Origin of the sequence: Microvirga thermotolerans, assembly GCF_009363855.1 — a bacterium.
GTDB lineage: Bacteria > Pseudomonadota > Alphaproteobacteria > Rhizobiales > Beijerinckiaceae > Microvirga > Microvirga thermotolerans.
In genome coordinates this window covers 415,228-436,696 of sequence record NZ_CP045423.1, presented here as the reverse complement: position 1 = coordinate 436,696, position 21,469 = coordinate 415,228, and the positions used below count along the sequence as shown (strand labels likewise).

The following is a 21,469-nucleotide window of genomic DNA, read 5'->3' as shown; positions in this document are numbered from 1 at the left end:
CGCGCGCGGCTACGCTCCCGGCAACGGGGAGAAGCGATGAGCGGGACGGAGCGGCTGGAACTCTTCCGAAGCCTTCTGGAGGACGCCCATCGGGCGCTCGGCCTCTCGTTCGGCTTCGAGCTCTGGGACGGCTCGACCGTGCCGCGGGACCTGCCCCCTTACGCCATGCGCCTCGCGATCCGGCGGGAGAGCGTCGTCTCCGCCCTCCTGCGCCGCCCGGGCCTCGACACCCTCATCAACGCCCATGTGGCGGGCCTGCTCGACCTGAAGAACGGCACCCTCTTCGATCTCGCGGACCAGCGGCCGCAGGGCAAGGTCCTCCGCCGCCTGAAGGGCGTGAGCAAGGCGAAGGCCCTGAGGACGGCCTACCGGTTCTGGCGCGCGCCCGCCGACATGCCGCGCCCCCTCGACCGGATCGGGGAGAAGCCGGACGCCCGCGACGGGCGGCCCGAGACCAACAAGGGCAACATCGCCTATCATTACGACGTGTCGAACGCCTTCTACCGGCTCTTCCTCGACCCGGAGATGGTCTACACCTGCGCCTACTTCCAGCCGGACTGGCACGACGATCTCGCGAAGGCGCAGATCGACAAGCTCGACATGATCTGCCGCAAGCTCCGGCTCAAGCCCGGCGAGCGGCTGCTCGACATCGGCTGCGGCTGGGGCGCGCTGATCTGCCATGCGGCGCAGCATTACGGGGTCAAGGCCACCGGCGTGACGCTCGCGGAGGAGCAGGCGGCCCTGGCGCGGGAGAAGATCGCGCGGCTCGGCCTGCAGGAGCGGGTCGAGGTGGTGGTGAAGGACTTCACCCAGATGGAGGGGGAGTTCGACAAGATCTCCTCCATCGGCATGTTCGAGCATGTGGGGATCGCCAACCACCCGGCGTATTTCCGCGCCGTGCACCGGCTCCTGCGGCCGCGCGGGCTCTACCTGCATCACTGCATCGCCCGGCGCGCCAAGCGCACCGACCGCGCCTTCCGCAAGCTGAAGCCGGAATACCGGGCGCTGACCCGCTACATCTTTCCCGGCGGGGAGCTCGACCATCTCGGCATGTCGATCGCCAATCTCGAACGCTTCGGCTTCGAGGTGCACGACGTGGAAGGCTGGCGCGAGCATTACCAGCGCACCACGCGCCTGTGGTGGGAGAACCTGAACGCCCGCCGCCGGGAGGCCGAGGCCGAGGTGGGGCCGGAGAAGACCCGCATGTGGCTCCTCTATCTCGCCGGCTGCTCGCTCGCTTTCGCCCGCGGGGCGGTCGGGGTCAACCAGACGCTCGCCTCGAAGCGCAGCCGGGGTCCCGCCGGCCTGCCGCCGACGCGGGCGGACCTCTACCGCTGAACCGGTCCGCGGCGCTCACCGTTCCACGATCACCCGGGTCCCGACGGAGACTCGGTCGTAGAGGTCGACGATGTCCTCGTCGAGCATGCGGATGCAGCCGTAGGAGGCATAGGTTCCGATGGAGGACGGGCGGTTGGTGCCGTGGATGGCGTATTCGTCCCGGTCGAGGGTCAGGGCGCGGGCGCCCATGGGATTGTTGGGCGCGCCGCCGGGGATGACGGAGGGCAGGCGCGGGTTGTCCCGCTTCACCTCGAGCGGCGGCGACCAGGCGGGCTTCACGTATTTCCCGTCGACGCGCGCCTCGCCGAACCACTGCTTGCCCGGCTTGCCGACCGCCACGGGATAGCGCAGGGCCGTGCCGTCGCCGCGCACGTAATAGAGCCTGCGCTCGCCGGTCCGGATCAGGATCGTCCCGGGGGCGGCGGAACCCTCGAAGCGCACCAGCTCGCGGGCCGCGGCGGGAGATCCCGTGCCTGCCGCCGCGAGAAGCAGGGCGGCGGCCAGCGCCATGCCCGGGCCACGGCTCGCGAAGCCACGAAACCCCACCCCGCGGCATCCCATCGCTCCCCCCATGTCTCTCCCCTCCTCCGGCAAGCTGCGCAGGAGTGAGACGCGAAAGGAACGGCGACGGTTCCGGGGCTATGCCGGTCAGATGACCGGGTCCCAGCCCATCATGCGGTCGGCGACGGAGGGCTGGGCGGGCCGCGGCGCACGGTTCGTCATGCGGGCGTAGAGCCGCTTCACCGTGGCGCTCGCCGTGGTCACGCACAGGAAGGGCAGGAAGGCATGCACGAGGGCGGCGAGGCCGGCCGCCAGCAGCGGCCCGGCGAAGCTGAGGGCCACGCCCATATGCTCGAAATAGGTCTCGCCGACGGATTCGGGATGCTCGGTGAACAGCGACTTCAAGGACATGGTTGGCTCCCTCGGGGGCGGCATCGTAGCGTCGGGACCGTCACGGCTCAAGCGGAGGAGTGGGCCGCGGGTCCCGGGCCTTCTAGACCCGCTTCACCCCGGAGACGAGGACGCCGCCGGCCAGGAAGAACAGGATCAGCACGGCGGGACCCGCCGCCTGGGTGCGGAACAGGTCCGTCGCCACGGCCACCGTGAGCGGCGCGAGGAAGGACGTGACCTTGCCCGAGAGGGCGAGGAGGCCGAAATAGCGCCCCGCCTCCCGGGCGGGGACGAGCCGGGCCAGGAGGCTGCGGGAGGAGGCCTGGAGCGGGCCCGCGACGGCGCCGATGACGAGGCCGAGCCCGAGGAAGACCTTCTCCGGCAGCGTGCCGTAGAGGCCGTCGCCCGGCGCGGCGGGCGCGGTGGCGAACACGAAGAACACGTGCTCCCGGCCGAGGGAGAGCACGCCGGCGCAGACCAGGCCCAGAACGGCGATGGCGCCGAGGATGACCGGCCTCGCGCCGAAGCGGTCGTCGAGCCGCCCGCCGACGAGGGCGCCGAGGGTCCCGGTGACCGTGAGCAGGATGCCGAAGACGCCGAGTTCCGTGGCGTGCCAGCCGAACACGCCCGCCCCGTAGATGCCGCCGAAGGCGAAGAGCGCCACCAGGGCGTCCTGGTAGACCATGTTGGCGAGGAGGAAGCGCCCGACGCTCTCGTGCCGCCGCGCGTCGGCCACCGTGCTCGCCACCTGCGCGAGGCTCCGGCGCACGGCCTCGCGCAGGCCGGTGGCGGAGCGCGCGATGTCCGGCGTGAGGACGAAGAGCGGCAGGACGAAGAGGAGGAACCACACCGCCGAGAACGGGCCGGTGATCCGGTCCCCCTCCCGGAGGCCCGCGTCGAGGCCGAAGAGCGGCTGGAGGCCCAGCACGGTCCGGCCCGTCTCCGGGCTCGCGGCGAGGAAGCCCAGCACGATGGCAAGGGAGACGAGCCCCCCGAGATAGCCGATGGCCCAGCCGGTGCCGGAGAGCCGGCCGAACCGCTCCGGCGGCACGAGGTGCGGGATCATGGCGTTGTTGAACACGGCGGCGACCTCCACCGCGACGGTGCCGATGCCGAAGCCGAGGAGCGCCACCGGGATGGCGGAGGGCGCCCCCGGCGCCGCGAACCACAGGGCGAAGGAGGAGGCGAAGAGCACGAGGCCGCAGGCGGCGATCCACGGCTTCTTCGGCCCGGTGGCGTCGGCGATGGCGCCGAGGACGGGCGAAAGGAACGCCAGCACGAGGCCCGCGCAGGCGGTGGCGTAGCCCCACAGGCTCTGTCCCGTCACCGGATCGGGCGCGAGCGCCGCCGCGAAGAAGGGCGCGAAGACGAAGGTGGTGACCAGGGTGAAGAAGGGCTGACAGGCCCAGTCGAACAGGAGCCAGCCGAGGATGGCCGGACGGGAGGCCGCGCCCGCGGGCGCGGCCGGCTCTTCGGGGAGGGGCGGCAGGGCTGCGGGCGGGAGGGATTCCAGGACGTCGCGGTCGTTCATGGAATCTCCTTAAACGTCCCGCCCGCGCAAGGCGAGCGCCGCAGGGGCGCAGGTCCGTCAGACCCGCGCCAGGTCGCCCAGGAGGCTCGCCGCCACGGTCACCTTGGACAGGGTGAGCCCGGAGAGGACGATGCTGTCGACCGCGTTGCGGATGCGGGCGACGTCCGCGCCGCGCTTCTCGCTCCAGGCCCGTACCGCGTCGGCTCCCGCGGCGTCCTGCGCCGCCACCTCCGCCGTGAGGTTGCGGTGGGCCGAGGCGATGCTGTCGATGGCCCGGTCGAGGGCGAGGCGGTCGAAGTAGTCGCTCACGGCGATCTCCCGCGCCGCCCCGATCAGCGCGCCGAGGCGGAAGGCGCCCTCCACCGCGAAGTGGATGCGGGCGATGTCCACCACCGGCTTGCCGGTCTTCTGCGCGGTCAGCACGATGTCGGGGGCCGCGACGAGGTCCGGCAGGGCCGAGAGGCGGCGCGCAAGTTCCTCGGGCGCGCCCTGCTCGACGAGGGCCTTCGCGCGGGCGTCCCAGGCGTCCAGCGCCTCCTGCGCGAGGGTCTCGCGCAGGCCGCGCTCGATCTCCGCGATGCCGGAAGCGTAAGTGCCGATCACCGCGTCGAGGGTGGTCGACGTGAAGTCCACATTGCGGATGAACCAGACGATGCGGTTCATGAGGAGCTCCTGCAGCTCGCCGTAGAGCCGCAGCTGCAGGGCGCCCGGAACCATGCCGTCGAGGGCGTCGATGGCGCCGTTCAGCTCCGTGAGGCCGAAGGAATCCCGCGTCGCCGCATAGGCCGCCGCGATGGTCGGCGCGTCGGCGCCCGTCTGGTCGACGAGCCGCGCGACGACGGTGGGGCCGCCGCGGTTGACGATGGCGTTCGCGAGCTGGGTCGCGATGATCTCGCGGCGCAGCCGGTGCCCGGCGATGGCGTCGGGGAAGCGCTCGCGCATCTCCTGCGGGAAGTAGCGCTCCAGCTCCTTGCCGAGATAGGGATCGTCCGGAACGGTGCTCTCGAGCAGTTCGTCGTGCAGCGAGAGCTTGGCATAGGCGAGCAGCACCGCGATCTCCGGCCGCGTCAGCCCCTCGCCCCGGCGGGCGCGCTCGGTCAGGGTCGCGTCGTCGGGAAGGTATTCCACGTTCCGGTCGAGCCGCCCTTGCGCCTCCAGCATGTGCATGAGGCGGCGGGCGAAGCCCATGCCCGCGAGGCTGCGCCGCTCCGAGAGGGAGAGCGCCAGGGTCTGCAGGTAGTTGTTGCGCAGCACGAGGCGCGCGACCTCGTCGGTCATGTCGACGAGGAGCGCGTTGCGCGCGTCGGGCGTGAGGCGGCCGTCGCGCTCGGGCACGGCGAGGGCGATCTTGATGTTCACCTCCACGTCGGAGGTGTTGACGCCGGCGGAGTTGTCGATGGCGTCGGTGTTGAGCCGCACGCCCGCCCGCGCCGCCTCGATGCGCCCGCGCTGGGTCATGCCCAGATTGGCGCCCTCGCCGATCACCTGCGCCCTGACCTCCGCGCCGGTGATGCGGATCGCGTCGTTGGCGCGGTCGCCCACCTGCTCGTCCGTCTCGGTCGAGGCGCGGACGTAGGTGCCGATGCCGCCGAACCAGAGCAGGCCGACGGGCGCCCTGAGGATCGCGCTCATCACCTCGCTGGGCGTCGCCTCGGCCTTGTCGAAGCCGAGCACGGCGCGGACCTCCGGGGACAGGGGAATGGATTTCGCGCTGCGCGCAAAGACGCCGCCGCCCTTGGAGATCAGCGCCTTGTCGTAGTCCTGCCAGCTGGAGCGGGGCAGGTTGAACAGGCGCTCGCGCTCCCTGAACGCGGCTTCGGGATCGGGGTTCGGATCGAGGAAGATGTCCCGGTGGTCGAAGGCTGCGACCAGCTTGATCGCCCGCGAGAGCAGCATGCCGTTGCCGAACACGTCGCCCGACATGTCGCCCACGCCCACCACCGTCACCGGCTCGGACTGGATGTCCACGTCCATCTCGCGGAAGTGGCGCTTCACCGCCTCCCACGCGCCGCGGGCGGTGATGCCCATCTTCTTGTGGTCGTAGCCATTGCTGCCGCCGGAGGCGAAGGCGTCGCCGAGCCAGTGGTGCTTCTCGGCGGAAAGCGCGTTCGCGGTGTCGGAGAAGGTGGCCGTGCCCTTGTCCGCCGCGACCACGAGATAGGGATCGTCCCCGTCGTGGCGCACGGTGTCGGCGGGCGGCACCACGCGGTCGCCCTCGATGTTGTCGGTGAGCTGCAGGAGCGTGCGCACGAAGATGCGGTAGCTCTCCGTGCCTTCCGCGAGCCAGGCCTGGCGGTCGCTCGCCGGCGGCAGCTGCTTGGGCACGAAGCCGCCCTTGGCGCCGACGGGCACGATGACCGCGTTCTTCACCTGCTGCGCCTTGACGAGGCCGAGCACCTCGGTGCGGAAATCCTGCGGCCGGTCCGACCAGCGCAGGCCGCCGCGCGCCACCTTGCCGAAGCGCAGGTGCACGCCCTCGACCCGCGGCGAGTAGACGAAGATCTCGTAGAGCGGCTTCGGCAGCGGGATCCCGTCGACCTTCGCGCATTCGAACTTGAAGGCGATGGTCTGGCGCGGCAGGCCGTTGCTCTCGAGCTGGAAGAAGTTGGTGCGCACGGCCGCTTCGATGAGGTTGATGAAGCGGCGCAGGATGCGGTCGTCGTCGAGGCTCGTGACCTCCTTCAGCATCTCCTCGATCTCGGCCCGAAGCGCGGCCTCGGACGAGGCGCGCTCGGCCGCATTCTCGACGCGCGGGTCGAAGCGGGCGTAGAACAGCTCGACGAGCTTCACCGCGATGGCGCTGTGGCGCGCCAGGGTGCCGGCAAGATAGTCCTGCGCATAGGGGATGCGGATCTGGCGCAGGTAGCGGCCGAAGGCGCGCACCATCGCCACGTCGCGCCAGCCGAGGCCCGCCTCCAGCACGAGGCGGTTGAAGGCGTCCGATTCCGCGAGGCCGCGGAACAGGGCGAGCAGCGCCGCCTCGATGAGGTCCTGGATCGCGTCGATGGCGATGGGGCCGCCGGAGGCGCGCTCCAGGGTCATGTCGTGGAGCCAGACCCGGTCCATGCCGGTCACGCCCGAGGACAGGACCCGGTAGGTCCGTTCGTTCACCACGCGGAAGCCGAGATTCTCCAGGAGCGGCACGCGCTCGGAGAGCGGCAGCGCCGTGGCGCGGGAGAAGACCTTGAGATGGACGCGCGTCCCGTCGTCCCCTTCCCGGCGGTAGAGGTCGACCGCGCGCGGGCGCGCCTCGGAGAGCTGCTCGAGGATCGCGATGTCGGCGATGGCCTGCTCGGCACCGAAGGCCTCGCGGTAGGCGGCGCTGAAGGCATGGGCGTAGCGCGCGGCGAGCGCGCGGGCCCGGGCGCCGCCGACCGTGTCGTCGAGCCGGTCGCGGAGCGCGTCGCTCCAGGTGCGCACGATGCCGGCGATGCCCGCCTCCAGGGTCTCGCGGGAGATCTTTGGCGTCTCGCCCTCGTCGCGGCCGATGATGTAGTGGGTGCGCGCCAGGGGGCCTTCGGGATAGGCCGGGTAGGACGCCGAGACGCGGCCCTCGTACACGCTCGCCAGGAACTCGCCGATGCGGCGGCGGATATCCGTGTCGTAGCGGTCCTTCGGCACGTAGACCAGGACCGACACGAAGCGGTCGAACTGGTCGGGCCGGGCGAGCGCGCGGATGCGGGGCCGCTCCGACAGGCTCATGATGTCGAGGGCGAAGTGGTAGAGCGTGTCCTCGTCGATCTGGAAGAGCTCGTCGCGGGGATAGTTCTCCAGCACGTTGAGGAGCGAACGGCCGGAATAGCTCGCCGGGTCGAAGCCCGCGCGGGCGACGATCTTCGCCACCTTGTGGCGCAGGTAGGGCACCTCGCCCGTCGTGTTCGTGTAGGCGCTCGCGGTGAACAGGCCGACGATGCGCAGCTCGCCCTGCAGCCGTCCTTCGCCGTCGAACAGCTTCACGCCCACATAGTCGAGATGGGCGCGGCGATGCACGCGCGACTTGACGTTCGCCTTGGTGATGATCAGCGCCTTCGGCAGCTCCAGGAAGGCGCGGATCTCCGGCGTCATCGCCACCAGCTCGCGGCCGCGGCGCAGGACCTTCACGGAGGGGTCGCGCAGGAGGCCGAGCCCGGAGCCCTCCACCGGATCGGCGGCGGTGTCGCCGAGGGGCAGGCGGTATTCGCGCAGTCCCAGGAAGGTGAAGTTGTCCTGGGCGATCCAGTCGAGGAAGGCGACGGCCTCCTTCACCTCGTCCTCCGGCAGCGGCGGCGGGTGGAGCCGGTAGTTCTGGACGAGCTCGGTGACGCGGGCGCGCATGCCGGGCCAGTCGTGCACGGCGAGGGCCACGTCCTTGTAGACCCGGCGCAGGGCCTCGGTCAGGCGCTCGCGGGCCTCCGCGTCGTCGATGCGCGGCAGGTGGATGTGGATGAAGCTCTCGCGCTTCACGCCGATCCGGGCATGGGCGGTCGCCTCGCCGAGAAGGCGCACGAGCGATCCGTCCCGCTCGCGCTCGACCGCGAGGATCGGATGCGCGACGAGGAGCGGCTCGTATCCCTCGTCGACGAGCTCGGCGAGGGTCGAATCGAGAAGGAAGGGCATGTTGTCGTTGACGACCTCGAGGATCGTCACGTCCCGGCGGCGGCCCTCCCGCTCCACCTCCACGTCGATGAGGCGGACGTCGGCGCCGGTCTCGGGACGGGGCGCCTTGAGGTGCTCGTAGGCCTTGGACGCCAGCTCGGCGAGAGCCTGCGGCGAATAGGCGGCCAGGTCCTCGGAGGGCACCCGGCCGAACAGCACGTGCAGGAAGGTGGGGGGGACGTCCGTGTGCCCGGTCTCGAGCACGGCGACGGCCTGGGCCGTCAGTTCGCCTCCGCTGGTGGAAGGGTCCAGCTTCATGCGCGCATCCTCGCTTATGAACGTTGCGGGAGCGTTGCCACAGACGGTCCCGACAAGCAACCGAAGCCTGCGATTCTGCACACGCAGGAGGCAGTTTGATGAATTTCGCGACAGCTTAGGCTGCCTCGGCCCGCGACGACGACAGATTCAGCTTCTTCAGGTTGGCGTCCCCCCAGGCCTTCATGGCCATGAGCACCGGCTCGAGGCTGCGGCCGAGTTCCGAGAGGCTGTATTCCACCCTGGGCGGCACCTGGGCGTAGACCGTCCGCGTCACCAGGCCGTCGGCCTCCAGCTCCCGCAGCTGGTTCGTCAGCATCCGCTGCGTGACGCCGGGCAGGAGGCGGCGGATCTCGTTGAAGCGCAGGGTGCCGCGCAGGAGCTTGTAGAGGATCACGATCTTCCACTTGCCGTCGATCAGGCCGAGCGTGCCTTCCACGGAACAGGTCGTGGGCGCGGGCGCCCTGCGGGCGGAACGGGTCATCACGGTATCCTTTTCGACACTATGTGCGCGAAATGTGCGTTCTTGCGGACAGATTGCGTATGTCCCACCCTGACCGCAAGGAGAAACCGGGCGGCCGCCCGGTTTCCGACAGACCAGGAGATGATTCATGCGATCGACCATGCGCGCCGTCGCCTACCGCGAGCCCCTTCCCGCCGACAACGAGGCCGCCCTCGTCGACATCGAGCTGCCGGTGCCGCAGCCCGGGGGGCGCGACCTGCTGGTCGAGGTGAGGGCCGTCTCCGTGAACCCGGTGGACGTGAAGGTGCGCTCCAGGATGGCGCCGGAGCCGGGGACGGCGCGGGTCCTGGGCTTCGACGCGGCCGGGGTCGTCCGTGCGGCGGGGCCGGGGGCGAGCCTTTTCCGGCCGGGGGACGAGGTCTTCTACGCCGGGTCGCTGATCCGGCCCGGCACGAACGCGGAGTACCACCTGGTGGACGAGCGGATCGTGGGGGCGAAGCCGCGGAGCCTGGGCTTCGCCCAGGCCGCCGCCCTGCCCCTGACCGCGCTGACCGCCTGGGAGACCCTGTTCGACCGCATCGACATCCGCCGTCCGGTGCCCGGCGCGGCGCCCGTCCTGCTGATCGTCGGCGGCGCCGGCGGGGTCGGATCCATGGCGATCCAGCTCGCCCGCCGGCTCACGGACCTCACCGTGGTCGCCACCGCCTCCCGGCCCGAGACGGAGGCCTGGTGCCGGGACCTCGGCGCCCATCACGTGATCGACCACCGCAGGCCTCTCGGGGAGCAGATGCAGGCGCTCGGCCTCGGCGCCCCTTCCTTCGTCTTCTCCATCACCCACACCGACGCGCATTTCCCCGCCGTCGCGGAGCTGATCGCGCCGCAGGGCAGGCTCGGCGTGATCGACGATCCGGCGGGAATCGACGTGACCCTGCTCAAGCGCAAGAGCGTGTCCCTGCACTGGGAATCCATGTTCACCCGCTCCACCTTCCAGACCGCGGACATGGAGCGCCAGCACGAGATCCTGAACGAGGTGGCGCGGCTGGTCGATGCCGGGACGATCCGCACCACCCTCGCCGAGGTCGCCGGCCCGATCGACGCCGCGACCCTGCGGCGCGCGCATGCCTTCATCGAGAGCGGCCGCGCGCGGGGCAAGATCGTGCTGGAGGGCTTCTGAGCCGGAAGGGAACCGGGCAAAAAGAAAGCCGCCCTGCGCAGGCGGCTTTTGCTCTCGACGTTTGTGTGGCCCGGCCCACCGATTGCCCTGGGGGCTGGGGGGCTGACGTGTCCAGGGCGGCCGACGGACCGGGCCGTCGAGGCAACGGTCCGCTTATCGACCGGCACTGGGGCTGCCGCGCGGCACGATTGCGGCAAAAATAAGATTTGGCCGGGAAAGCCGCGAGGGGAGCGGCGGGGCCGGGGTTGCGCCCGCCGCCGGGGAGACCCATCATCTGGCTAACGACGATCGTCCGCCGGAGGAGACATGAGCGAAGGTGATCTCGCGGAGCCGCTCCGCGGCGGCCCGGCCTCCCATTCGGGACACGTGCTCCCGTTCCCGGCCGCCGCACCCAGAACCGTCTCGTTCGACCGGCAGGAACTCCAGGCCATCCTCAACCTCTACGGACGCAAGGTCGCGGAGGGCGAATGGCGCGACTACGCCATGGACTTCCTCCCCGACAGGGCGGTCTTCTCCATCTTCCGCCGCACCTCCGAGATGCCGCTCTACCGGATCGAGAAGGTGCCGAAGCTCTCCCGCCGGCAGGGCGCCTACGCGGTGGTCGTCTCCTCGGGGCTGATCCTCAAGCGCGGCCACGAGCTTCCCACGGTGCTGCGGGTCCTCGACAAGCCCCTGAAGGTGGTGTCCTGAGACGGCCCGGACGGGGCGCCGGTCACGGGCGCTCCTTCTCCGGCATGGCGAGGAGCCAGAGGCCGGAGGCCAGCACGCCGGCGACCGCGACCCAGAGCACCGGCCGGATGCCGACCGCGTCGGCGGCGAGGCCCGCGACCAGGGCCGCCACGAGGCCGAGCCCCCCGGTCAGGAGGTGGTAGGTCCCGCCCTCCCGTCCCCGCAGGATCTCCGGGGTCGATTCCTGGCGAAGGGTGGTGGCGTTGGTGAAGAAGACCACCGAGATCCCGTCCCCGAAGAGCTGGGAGAGGCACAGCAGGGACGCCGCCGCCCAGAACGGGCCGCCTGCGAGCGGAATGAAGGCGAGGACGAGACCGTAGGCGAGAAGCGCACCCATGAGAAGCCGGCGCGGCGCCAGGCGCCGCCCCGCCGCCTCCGCATAGCGCGCGCCGACGAGGGCGCTGATCCCGCCCAGGGCGATGATGAGACCGAGGGGGCCCGGCGCGATGCCGAGCTCGCGCACCGCATAGAGCACGTAGAGGGGCGAGAAGAACGAGAGGAAGAAGGTGAGCGTCGCAAGGCACAGGTTGAGCGGGCGCAGCACCGGGTGCGAGAGGACGAAGCGCAGGCCCTCCCGCGTCTCCCGCCAGATGTCCGGGGCCTCGTCCTGCGCCGCGCGGGCCGGCTCGACGCGCCGGATCGAGGCGAGGAGCGCCGCCGACCAGAGGTAGGACAGGGCATCGAAGAGAATGGCGACGGGGGCCGTCACGAGCTGGATGGCGACGCCCGCGAGCGCCGGCCCGGCGATCTCGGCCACCGCGTCCGTGGTGGCGAGCTTCGCGTTGCCCTCGAGGAGCCGCTCCTTCTCGACCACGGTCGGGAGATAGGCGTTGTCCGCGGTCTGGAAGATCATGGAGAAGAGGGCGACCACCGCCGCCACGCCCATGACCTGCCCGATGGTGATGGCGTCGAGCCAGGCCATGACCGGCAGCGTCGCCAGGGCCGCGGCGCGGACGAGATCGGCCAGGATCAGGACGCGCCGGCGGCGGGTGCGGTCGATCCAGGCGCCGGCGAAGGGGCTGAGGAGAACGCCCGGCAGGGCGCTCAGCGCCACCAGCAGGCCGAGATCGGTGGCGGAGGCGTCGAGCAGCAGGGCCGCGACGATCGGCAGCCCCTCGCGCGTGAAGCGCGCGCCGACGGCGGACAGGCTCTGCGCCGCCCACAGCTTCATGAAATCGGGATTGCGCCAGAGCCCGCCTCTGGCGGCGAGGAACGACCGGAACATGGAAACGAGCCTTCGGAGGAGCGGGTCGGCCCGGGCGATGCGCGGGCGGCCCCAGCGCATTGCGCGGATCCGGCGGTTCGCGCAAGCGAAAAAGCGGACCCGGCCGCTCCACGAAGAAAAGCCCCGGCCTGGGGGCCGGGGCTTCGAAGAACGGTTCTGCGCGTTCCGCCTACTCGTTGCGGTTGCCCAGGAGGGCGAGCAGGAACTGGAACATGTTGATGAAGTCCAGGTAGAGCTGCAGCGCGCCGAAGATCGACGCCTTGGCAGCCGCCTCGCCGTCGTAGTTGCCGTAGAGATACATCTCCTTCAGCTTCTGCGTGTCGTAGGCGGTGAGGCCCGCGAAGATCAGAACGCCGAGGATCGAGATGATCATCTGGAAGGCCGGCACCACGTAGCCGAACGCCACCATGCCCAGGTTCACCAGCGAGGCCAGGATCAGGCCGACCAGGCCCATCACAAGGAAGGAGCCCATGCCGGAGAGGCTGCGTCCGGTGGTGTAGCCCCACAGGGACAGCGCGCCGAAGGCGGCCGCCGTGATGAAGAACACCTGGACCACGCTCGCGCCGGTGAACACGATGAGCAGCGTGGAGAGCGAGGCGCCCATCACCGCCGCGAAGGCGAAGAAGGTGCCGCGCGCCGCGGCCGCCGACATGCGCTCCATGCGGAACGAGAACAGGAAGATGAAGGCCAGCGGGGCGAGCGCCACGACCCACTTGAGCGGCGAGCCGTACAGCGCGACGCCGAACGACGTCAGGCCCACATTGCCCATCCGGGCCACCGCCATGGACGGATCGCTCGTCGTGGCCAGCATGTTGATGCCGAGCGCGACCAGGGCCGAGATGGCAAGGCCCAGGATCATGTTGTTGTAGACGCCGAGCATGAAGGCGCGCAGGCCTTGGTCGACCTGTGCGGCCGTCCGGGCAAAGCCGGTGCCAGCGGCGTATTGGTTTTGCTCATACGGTTGCATCGGAGCCCTTTCTCACGGTGTCCCGTCGATGTTCCCTCGAAAGGCTGGGAAGTCAGCCCTCGGCCGCCGCACTTGTCCGGCGACATCCGGAATATGAGAGGTCGCCCAGGCTTCCGCAAGGGGCAAGGTCAAGCTTCAACCTTTCGTGATAAAGAACAGTGAAGTTTTGTCGAGGCGACTAGATCCACCCGCCCCTGAGGGGTTCCTTCCTAGTGGAGAGGGCCTTCAAAGATCTCGCAAGTATAGAGCCGGCTTTTGACTCAGGATCCGCCACGTGCCGAGCAAACCTAGACACACGCTCACCAGCACCGCGAGAACGGATGCAAGGATCGCCCCGGAAAGATCCGCCACAAAGCTTAAGTTCATCACGTGGACCACGATCATGTAGGCGGCGAGCGCTCCGGCAAGGAGCCCGAACACCGCCGTCGCACCCCCTAAGAACCCGTATTCGAGGGCATAGGCCAGGAGGAGCCTGGCGCGGGTCGCCCCCAGGGTCTTCAGCACCACCGCGTCGTAGAGGCGGGCCCGGTGGCCCGCCGCCAGGGCGCCGGCGAGGACGAGCAGGCTCGCCGCCAGGGCGACGGCGCTCGCGCCGCGGATCGCCGTGACGAGCTGGGAGACCACGTCGTTCACCGCGTCGAGGGCGTCCTTCACCCGCACGCTCGTGACCGCCGGAAAGGCCTGCGCGGCGCTGCGCAGGAGGCGGGCGTCGGTGGCCGCGTCGGAGCCGTTCGGGAAGGTGACGGTGGCGAGATGCGTGTGCGGGGCGCCCGCGAAGGTGTTGGGCGAGAACACCATCACGAAGTTGATGCCGAGCGAGCGCCATTCCACCTGCCGCAGGTTGGCGATGGCGGCGGTGACGTTGCGCCCGAGGACGTTCACCGTCACCTCGTCGCCGAGCTTCAGGCCGAGCCCCTCGGCGATCCTGGCGTCGAAGGAGACGAGGGGCCGGCCCCGGTAGTCCTCGGGCCACCACGCACCCGCCACGAGGCGGGAGCCCTCGGGCGGCGCCTTCGCGTAGGTGATGCCCCGGTCCCCGTCGAGCACCCAGGACACCTCCTCGTCGGCCCTGATCTCGGAGACGGGGACGCCGCGCAGGCTGACGATGCGCCCGCGCATCATGGGCACCCGGTCCATCGCCGCCCCGGGCGCCTGCGCCTTCACGAAGGCCTCGAACGCGTCCGCCTGGGCGTTGGGGATGTCGAGGAAGAAGAAGCTCGGCGCGCGCTCGGGAAGGGTCTGCTTGAGCTGGCGCGTGAGGTTGGAATCGATCAGGGCGAGGGTCACGAGAAGGGTGATGCCGAGCCCGAGGGAGAGCACCAGGGAGGGCGTGAGCGCCCCCGGCCGGTGGATGTTGGCGAGCGCGAGCCGCGGCGCGGTGCGGCGGGGCCGCGGCAGGCGCCGGGCGAGCGCCATGATGCCGAGGGCCACGAGGCGCAGGAGGGCGAAGGACCCGGCGGCCGCCGCGACGAACATCAGCGCGATGCGCCGGTCGTAGGCGGCGGCGACGGAAAGGCCGACGAGGGCCGCGAGCGCCAGGACGAGGGCGGCGAGGTAGCGGCGGCGCGGCCAGCGCCGCTCCGGCTCGACCTGGTCCCGGAACAGGCCGGAGACCGGGATGTCGTGCGCCCGCCCGAGGGACGGCAGGGCGAAGACGAGGGCCGCGAGCACCCCGTAGAGGAGCGCGATGCCGAGCTCCATCCAGGCCAGCGTCGGGCGGATCGGGGTCGGCAGCAGGGAGCCGAACAGGCCGGACACGGCAAACGGCAGCGCGCCGCCCGCCGCGAGCCCGAGGGCGATCCCGAGGCCCGCGATCAGGAGAACCTGGGTGAGGTAGAGCGCCACCACCTGCCCGCCGGGGGCGCCGAGGCTCTTGAGGGTCGCGATGGAGGCCCGCTTGCGGTCCACGAATCCGCGCACGGCGTTCGCCACCCCGACGCCTCCGACGAGGAGCGCGGTGAGGCCGACGAGGGTGAGGAACTGGGTGAAGCGCTCGATGTTGCGGGCGAACCGCGGATCGGCATTGACCCGGGTGCGGACGTTCCAGCCCGCCTCCGGCAGCGCGCGGCCGGCCTCCGCCTCGACGGCGGCGAGCCCCTCGTCGGTGGATCGGGCGGGCGGCACGACGAGCCGGTAGGTCCAGCGGACGAGGCTGCCGGGCTGGACCAGGCCGGTCGCCGCCAGGGCCTCCTGCGAGACGAGGAGGCGCGGCCCGAAGCCGATGCCGTTGGCGATCTTGTCGGGCTCCGACATGAGGCTCGCCCGGAGCTCGATTGCCGCGTCGCCCACCCTGATCCGGTCCCCCACCTTCAGGTCGAGCCGGGCGAGCAGGGCGGGATCGGCCGCCGCGCCGAAGGCGCCGTCCCGCTCCGCGAAGAGGGCGGCGGGAGCCAGGGGCGGCTCCGTCTCGAGGGTGCCGACGGTGGGATAGGCCCCGTCCACCGCCTTCATCTCGACGAGGGCGGCGCCCCTGTCGCCCGCATTGGCCATGGCGCGCAGGGACGCGACGGTGGAGACAGAGCCCCTGGAGGCGAGGAAGGCGCGTTCCGCGTCGTTCGCCTGCCGCTGGAGCAGGGAGAAGGCCATGTCGCCGCCGAGGATCCGGCGCCCCTCGCGGGAGATGCCCTCCGTCAGGGACCGCGACAGGGAGGAGACCCCCGCGATGGCCGCGACCCCGAGGGCGATGCAGGCGATGAAGACGCCGAAGCCGCGCAGGCCCGCGCGCAGCTCGCGCAGGGCGAGGCGGAGGATCGGCGGGGAGGCGGCCCGCTTCGGCGGCCTTCGGGGAGCGGACAGGGTGCCGTGCATGGAATGCGCCTCAGGCCGCGGCCGCCGCATCGGCGTCGATGCGTCCCGACCGCAGCCGCACGGTGCGGTCGCACAGGCGGGCGAGGTTCAGGTCGTGGGTGACGAGGACGAGGGTCGCGCCCCGCTCGCGCCGGAGGGCGAAGAGCAGGTCGACGACGGAGCGGCCCGTGCTCTCGTCCAGGTTCCCGGTCGGCTCGTCGGCGACGAGGATCGCCGGGTTCGGCACGATGGCGCGGGCGATGGCGACCCGCTGCTGCTCGCCCCCCGAGAGCTGCGAGGGGTAGTGGTGGAGCCGGTGGCCGAGGCCCACGGCCCGCATTTCCGCCTCCGCCCGCTCGAAGGCGTCCGGCTCGCCGGCGAGTTCGAGCGGCAGGGCCACGTTCTCGAGGGCGGTCATGGTGGGGATGAGGTGGAAGGACTGGAACACGATGCCGATGCGCCGCCCGCGGAACCGGGCGAGCGCGTCCTCGTCGAGGCCGGTGAGGTCGGTCCCGTCGACGACGACCGTGCCGGAATCCGGCCGCTCCAGGCCCGCCATGGTCATGAGCAGGGTGGACTTGCCCGAGCCGGACGGCCCGACGAGGCCGACCGCCTCCCCCCGCCCCACGGCGAGGGAGACGCCCTTGAGGATGTGCACCCGCGCGGGCCCCCGCCCGAGGCTCAGGTCCACATCCTGCAGCGCAATGGCCTTGTCCTGCATGCCCATCCACCCGATCTTCCGGAAAAACCCGCCGACACGTCCGGCCGAGACGGCCGGGCGCGACCCCTTGTCGTCAGAACCATATGGGAAGTCCTTCGACGATGCGCCAACCGGGCCCGATCATGGCGATCATTTTTGCGTGTGTCGCCACCCTCGCCGCTCTTCTCCTCCCCGCCGCCGCGCAGCCCAGGGGAGAGCCCGGGCGCGGCGGCGAGCCGATCCGCCTCGTCGCCCTCGGCGACAGCCTCACCGCCGGCTACGGCCTGCCGCAGGGCACCGCCTTCCCGGCGGTGCTGGAGAAGGCCCTGAAGGCGAAGGGCTACAACGTGGAGATCGCCAATGCGGGCGTCTCGGGTGACACGGCCTCCGGCGGCCTCGACCGGCTCGACTGGTCGGTCCCCGACGGGACGGACGGGGTGATCCTGGAGCTCGGCGCCAACGACATGCTGCGCGGCCTCGACCCCGCCATTCCGCGCCGGGCCATCGAGACCATCGTGGAGCGGCTGAAGGCGCGCGGCATTCCCGTGATGCTCGCCGGCATGGCGGCCTCGCGCAATCTCGGCGCGGACTACGCGGAAAAGTTCGATTCCCTCTACCGGGACATTGCGGAGAAGCACGGCCTTGTGCTCTATCCCTTCTTCCTGGATGGAGTCGCCGGCGATCCCAGCCTCAACCTCCAAGACGGCCTTCACCCGACGGCCAGGGGGATCGAGATCGTCGTCGCGCGCATCCTGCCCACCGTCGAGACATTTCTCGCCACCCTCCCCCGGCGCTGACGCCCGTCGGCGCCCGTTCCTGCCTGAACGCGGCAGCCCCTGCCGCGAGGAGCCTTGCCTATGCAGTATCGCCGCCTCGGCCGCACGGACCTCAACGTCAGCCTCATCTGCCTCGGCACCATGACCTGGGGCCAGCAGAACACCGAGGCCGACGGCCATGCCCAGATGGACTACGCCCTCGACCACGGCATCAACTTCTTCGACACCGCGGAGCTCTATTCCATACCGCCGCGGCCGGAGACGCAGGGATCGACGGAGCGCATCATCGGCTCCTGGTTCAAGGCGCGCGGCACCCGCGACAAGGTGATTCTCGCCACGAAGGTGGTGGGACGCTCCGACAACACCTGGTTCCGCGACGACGGCGCGAAGGCCGAACTGTCCCGCGCGCAGATCGAGGAGGCGGTGAACAAGAGCCTCAAGCGCCTCCAGACCGACTACATCGACCTCTACCAGATCCACTGGCCCGACCGCCCGATGCCCTGGGGCTCGAACCCGACGATCTACCGCCACATGGAGGGCGATTCGCACCCCATCGAAGAGACCGTCGCGATCATGAGCGACCTGGTGAAGGCCGGAAAGATCCGCCATTTCGGCCTCTCGAACGAGAGCGCCTGGGGCGCCATGACGTTCCTGAAGGCGACCGAGGCGACGCCCGGCCTGGCGAGGATCCAGTCGATCCAGAACGCCTACAATCTCCTCAACCGCACCTACGAGGTCGCCCTCGCCGAGGTGTCCATGCGCGAGGATGTGAGCCTGCTCGCCTACTCGCCCCTGGCCCAGGGCTACCTGACCGGCAAGTATCTCGACGGGGCCCGCCCGCCGGGCGCGCGCACGACCCTGTTCAACCGCGGCCAGCGCTACGAGACGCCCGGGGCCGAGGCGGCGATCCGCAAGTACGTCGCCCTCGCGAGGGAATTCGGCCTCGACCCGGCGCAGATGGCCCTGGCCTACGTGAACTCCCGGCCCTTCGTGACCTCGAACATCATCGGCGCGACCTCCATGGAGCAGCTGAGGACGGACATCGCCTCCATCGACGTCACGATCACGCCGGAACTCGAGAAGCGCATCGACGCCATCCACCTGGAGCACTGCAACCCCTGCCCGTGAGGGGCCACGGCGCTCAGCGATGCCCGCCACCGTCATTCCGCGGCGCCGCAGGCGAACCCGGAACCCATAACCGCCAACGTTTCAGAATGGGAAGCCGTCGAAACGGCCGCCATTCATCCTGGACTGCTGGCGTCCATGGGTTCCGGACCTGCCCGGCGGCCATCCGGAACGACCGGAGGAACGATAGCGAACCGGGCAGAGTGTCGACCGTTCGGATTCCCTCTTGCGGGGGCGGCGCGCCTGCCCCCATCCTCTCCGCAACGACGCGTCACGGACGGGAGGCCGCCATGCCCCGCCTGTTCACCGGCCTCGAGATTCCGCCCGAGATCGGCCTCGCCCTCGCCGCCTGCCGCGGCGGCCTGCCGGGGGCGCGCTGGGTCGACCCGGAGAACTACCACATCACCCTGCGCTTCATCGGCGACATCGACGAGCGGACGGCGCAGGACGTCCTGTCGGTCCTGGGCGAGGGCCGGCGGCGCGAGCCCCTGCCCGTCACCATCGACGGGCTCGACACCTTCGGCGGCGGCCGGCCGCGGGTCGTGTTCGCCCGCGCCTCCGCCTCGCGGGACATGAGCGAGCTGCAAGCGGAGCACGAGCGCCTGATGCGCCGGATCGGGCTGCCGCCGGACACGCGCCGGTTCACCCCGCACGTGACCCTGGCCCGCCTGCGCGACGCCTCGCCCCTGGACGTGGCCGACTACTTCGCCGCCCGCGCTCCCTTCCCGAAGCTCACCTTCACCGCGGCGCGATTCGTGCTCTTCTCCTCGCGCGGCTCCGTCGGCGGCGGCCCCTACGTGGTCGAGGCGGCCTACCCGCTGGGGTAACCCGGACCCGCCGGACGGCGGCCCCCGCTTGACGGCGGCCCGGAATCCCCCTTTGGACTTGGCCGTGCCTGCGGCATTCTCCGGCGCAGGATTCCCCGTCCGGTCCGAGGTCCCATGCCGTCGCTCATCTTCGTCACCCATCCCGAAGTGGTCATCGATCCGCAGGTGCCCGTTCCGGAATGGCCGCTCTCCCCCGTCGGGCGCGCCCGCATGGAGGCCTTCGCCGAGGCCCTGGCCGGGCGCGGCGTCTCGGCGGTCTACGCCAGCGCCGAGCGCAAGGCGCGGGACGGGGCCGAGATCGTGGCCGGGCGGCTCGGCCTGCCCGTGGCGGTCGACCCCGACCTCGGCGAGAACGACCGCTCCGCCACCGGCTACATCGCGCCGCCGGAATTCTGGGAGGTGGTGGCGGAATTCTTCGGCCGTCCCGAGGAGAGCATCCGCGGCTGGGAGCGGGCCGTCGACGCGCAGGCGCGCATCGTGCGGGCGGTGCGGCGGGTGGCGGCGGACGAAACCTCCGGCGACATCGTGGTCGTGTCCCACGGCGGCGTCGGCAGCCTGCTGACCGACCACCTCCAGAACGTGCCGATCGGCAAGGGCAGCCGCCCCTCCCATCCCGGCGGAGGCTGCTATCTGGTGATCGAGCGCAACCCCCTCGCCCTGCTCCGGGACTGGCGCACCGTCGAGGACGGTCCGCCCGGCCCGTCCTGATCCGCACCGCGCCTTCGGGGTTGCATCCCGCCCCGCTTGGGACTAGCGCATCGGGCGGAAAAGTGCCCCAGCCGCTTCACGGCGCGCCCGTGGCGGCGGATCGGAGAGCGGGACGGGATGAAGAGGCAACGCATCGCATCGCTGGCGCCCGGTGTCGGGCTGTGCATGGCGATCTCCCTCGTCGCCTTCGGCCTGCAGCTGGCGGAGGAGCACTGGACCGGCCGTCCCTGGCTGGAGGCCCTCGTCATCGCCATCCTCCTCGGCACGGCGCTGCGCACCGCCTGGACGCCGGGCGGGAAATTCCTTCCCGGCATCGCCTTCAGCGGCAAGACGCTGCTCGAGATCGCGGTGGTGCTGCTCGGCGCCTCCATCAGCTTCCAGGCGGTGGCCGCGGCGGGCTCTGGCCTCGTCCTCGGCATCGCCGCCGTGGTCTTCGCCGCCATCGGCGCGAGCTTCGGCCTGTGCCGGCTGCTCGGGCTTCCCTGGCGCATGGGCGTCCTCGTCGCCTGCGGCAATTCCATCTGCGGCAACTCGGCCATCGCGGCGGTCGCTCCCGTCATCGGCGCGAAGGGGGAGGACGTGACCTCCTCCATCGCCTTCACGGCGATCCTCGGCGTCGTCGTCGTGCTCTCCCTGCCGCTCCTCGTGCCGCTCCTGAACCTGTCCGAGACGCAGTACGGCGTCCTCGCCGGGCTCACGGTCTATGCGGTGCCGCAGGTGCTGGCCGCGACCATGCCGGTCGGCGTGGCGAGCACGCAGCTCGGGACCCTCGTGAAGCTGGTGCGGGTGCTCATGCTCGGGCCCGTGGTGGTCCTGCTCTCGCTCGTGGCGGGCGGCCGGGGGCGGAGCGCGTCCCTCTCCTTCGGCCGGCTGGTGCCCTGGTTCATCGTCGGCTTCCTCGCCCTCGCGGCCCTGCGCTCCGCGGGCGCGATCCCGGATGCGGTGCTGCGCGGGATCATGCCCGCCGCGACGGCCCTCACCATCGTCTCCATGGCGGCTCTCGGGCTCGGGGTGGACCTGCGCGTGCTCGGCCGGGTGGGCGGCCGCGTGACGCTGGCGGTGAGCCTCTCCCTCGTCGTGCTGCTCGGCATCAGCCTCGCCCTCATCCGCTTCCTCGGAGTGGCGTGACTCGGATGAAAACACCCCTGCCCCGCCGTCGCTCCGGGATGGCCCGAAGGACCGGGCGAAGCAGGGAACCCGCGGCCGCTGAGCTTTGCGAGCGGCGTGCGGCGGCCGCCACGGCCCTTCGTTCCGATCCGACGGAGCGTATGGGTTCCGGGCCCGGCGCTCCGCGCCGTCCCGGAATGACGGGGTACGGGGGGCCACCGGGGACTTGAA

At 71.1% G+C, this 21,469-nt stretch carries 17 protein-coding genes; 8 read left to right on the top strand and 9 right to left on the bottom strand.

Annotated elements, in window-relative coordinates; all coding sequences use genetic code 11:
* Window positions 1-36: 36 nt before the first annotated feature.
* The gene (locus GDR74_RS02070; protein ID WP_152584746.1) at window positions 37-1,338 is read left to right on the top strand and encodes a class I SAM-dependent methyltransferase; all 1,302 of its coding nucleotides are present in this window, start codon (window positions 37-39) and stop codon (window positions 1,336-1,338) included.
* Window positions 1,339-1,353: 15 nt separating this feature from the next.
* Here the strand turns inward: GDR74_RS02070 and GDR74_RS02065 are convergent, their stop codons facing one another.
* From GDR74_RS02065 to GDR74_RS02045, 5 genes are all read right to left on the bottom strand, one after another.
* The gene (locus GDR74_RS02065; protein ID WP_152584745.1) at window positions 1,354-1,848 is read right to left on the bottom strand and encodes a L,D-transpeptidase; all 495 of its coding nucleotides are present in this window, start codon (window positions 1,846-1,848) and stop codon (window positions 1,354-1,356) included.
* A 138-nt stretch (window positions 1,849-1,986) separates the two neighbouring features.
* Window positions 1,987-2,250 (bottom strand): DUF6356 family protein, encoded by a 264-nt coding sequence (locus GDR74_RS02060; RefSeq protein WP_152584744.1) that lies wholly within the window; start codon window positions 2,248-2,250, stop codon window positions 1,987-1,989.
* An 82-nt stretch (window positions 2,251-2,332) separates the two neighbouring features.
* Window positions 2,333-3,760, bottom strand: a complete 1,428-nt coding sequence (locus GDR74_RS02055; RefSeq protein ID WP_152584743.1) for an MFS transporter — start codon at window positions 3,758-3,760, stop codon at window positions 2,333-2,335.
* A 57-nt stretch (window positions 3,761-3,817) separates the two neighbouring features.
* Window positions 3,818-8,653: an NAD-glutamate dehydrogenase gene (locus GDR74_RS02050; protein WP_152584742.1), complete on the bottom strand. Its 4,836-nt coding sequence runs from the start codon at window positions 8,651-8,653 to the stop codon at window positions 3,818-3,820.
* 115 nt (window positions 8,654-8,768) lie between these two features.
* A complete protein-coding gene (locus GDR74_RS02045; RefSeq protein WP_152584741.1) occupies window positions 8,769-9,134 on the bottom strand; it encodes a winged helix-turn-helix transcriptional regulator in 366 nt (121 codons plus the stop codon).
* 139 nt (window positions 9,135-9,273) lie between these two features.
* Between GDR74_RS02045 and GDR74_RS02040 the strand changes: the two genes are divergently transcribed.
* Both GDR74_RS02040 and GDR74_RS02035 read left to right on the top strand, forming a co-directional pair.
* Window positions 9,274-10,287, top strand: a complete 1,014-nt coding sequence (locus GDR74_RS02040; protein ID WP_152587626.1) for a zinc-binding alcohol dehydrogenase family protein — start codon at window positions 9,274-9,276, stop codon at window positions 10,285-10,287.
* Window positions 10,288-10,593: 306 nt separating this feature from the next.
* Complete coding sequence (locus GDR74_RS02035; protein ID WP_152584740.1) at window positions 10,594-10,977, top strand: DUF2794 domain-containing protein; 384 nt, start codon at window positions 10,594-10,596, stop codon at window positions 10,975-10,977.
* Window positions 10,978-10,999: 22 nt separating this feature from the next.
* On the opposite strand, the gene GDR74_RS02030 is transcribed toward GDR74_RS02035, so the two are convergent.
* From GDR74_RS02030 to GDR74_RS02015, 4 genes are all read right to left on the bottom strand, one after another.
* Window positions 11,000-12,301: an MFS transporter gene (locus tag GDR74_RS02030; protein ID WP_152584739.1), complete on the bottom strand. Its 1,302-nt coding sequence runs from the start codon at window positions 12,299-12,301 to the stop codon at window positions 11,000-11,002.
* 109 nt (window positions 12,302-12,410) lie between these two features.
* On the bottom strand, window positions 12,411-13,208 hold the full coding sequence (locus GDR74_RS02025) for a Bax inhibitor-1/YccA family protein (RefSeq protein WP_152584738.1): 798 nt from the start codon (window positions 13,206-13,208) through the stop codon (window positions 12,411-12,413).
* Between the two features lie 225 nt (window positions 13,209-13,433).
* A complete protein-coding gene (locus GDR74_RS02020) occupies window positions 13,434-16,016 on the bottom strand; it encodes an ABC transporter permease (RefSeq protein WP_152584737.1) in 2,583 nt (860 codons plus the stop codon).
* A 10-nt stretch (window positions 16,017-16,026) separates the two neighbouring features.
* Entirely contained in the window at window positions 16,027-16,722 is a 696-nt protein-coding gene (locus tag GDR74_RS02015) for an ABC transporter ATP-binding protein (RefSeq protein ID WP_425486938.1), read from the bottom strand.
* Between the two features lie 116 nt (window positions 16,723-16,838).
* Between GDR74_RS02015 and GDR74_RS02010 the strand changes: the two genes are divergently transcribed.
* The 5 genes from GDR74_RS02010 to GDR74_RS01990 all read left to right on the top strand — a co-directional run bounded on the left by GDR74_RS02010 (window position 16,839) and on the right by GDR74_RS01990 (window position 21,259).
* On the top strand, window positions 16,839-17,492 hold the full coding sequence (locus tag GDR74_RS02010) for an arylesterase (protein ID WP_152584736.1): 654 nt from the start codon (window positions 16,839-16,841) through the stop codon (window positions 17,490-17,492).
* 60 nt (window positions 17,493-17,552) lie between these two features.
* Entirely contained in the window at window positions 17,553-18,599 is a 1,047-nt protein-coding gene (locus tag GDR74_RS02005) for an aldo/keto reductase (protein ID WP_152584735.1), read from the top strand.
* A gap of 287 nt (window positions 18,600-18,886) precedes the next feature.
* A complete protein-coding gene (gene thpR, locus GDR74_RS02000; RefSeq protein WP_152584734.1) occupies window positions 18,887-19,423 on the top strand; it encodes an RNA 2',3'-cyclic phosphodiesterase in 537 nt (178 codons plus the stop codon).
* 114 nt (window positions 19,424-19,537) lie between these two features.
* Window positions 19,538-20,131, top strand: a complete 594-nt coding sequence (locus GDR74_RS01995; RefSeq protein WP_152584733.1) for a histidine phosphatase family protein — start codon at window positions 19,538-19,540, stop codon at window positions 20,129-20,131.
* Between the two features lie 117 nt (window positions 20,132-20,248).
* Window positions 20,249-21,259: a YeiH family protein gene (locus GDR74_RS01990; protein WP_152584732.1), complete on the top strand. Its 1,011-nt coding sequence runs from the start codon at window positions 20,249-20,251 to the stop codon at window positions 21,257-21,259.
* The last annotated feature ends 210 nt before the right edge of the window (window positions 21,260-21,469 follow it).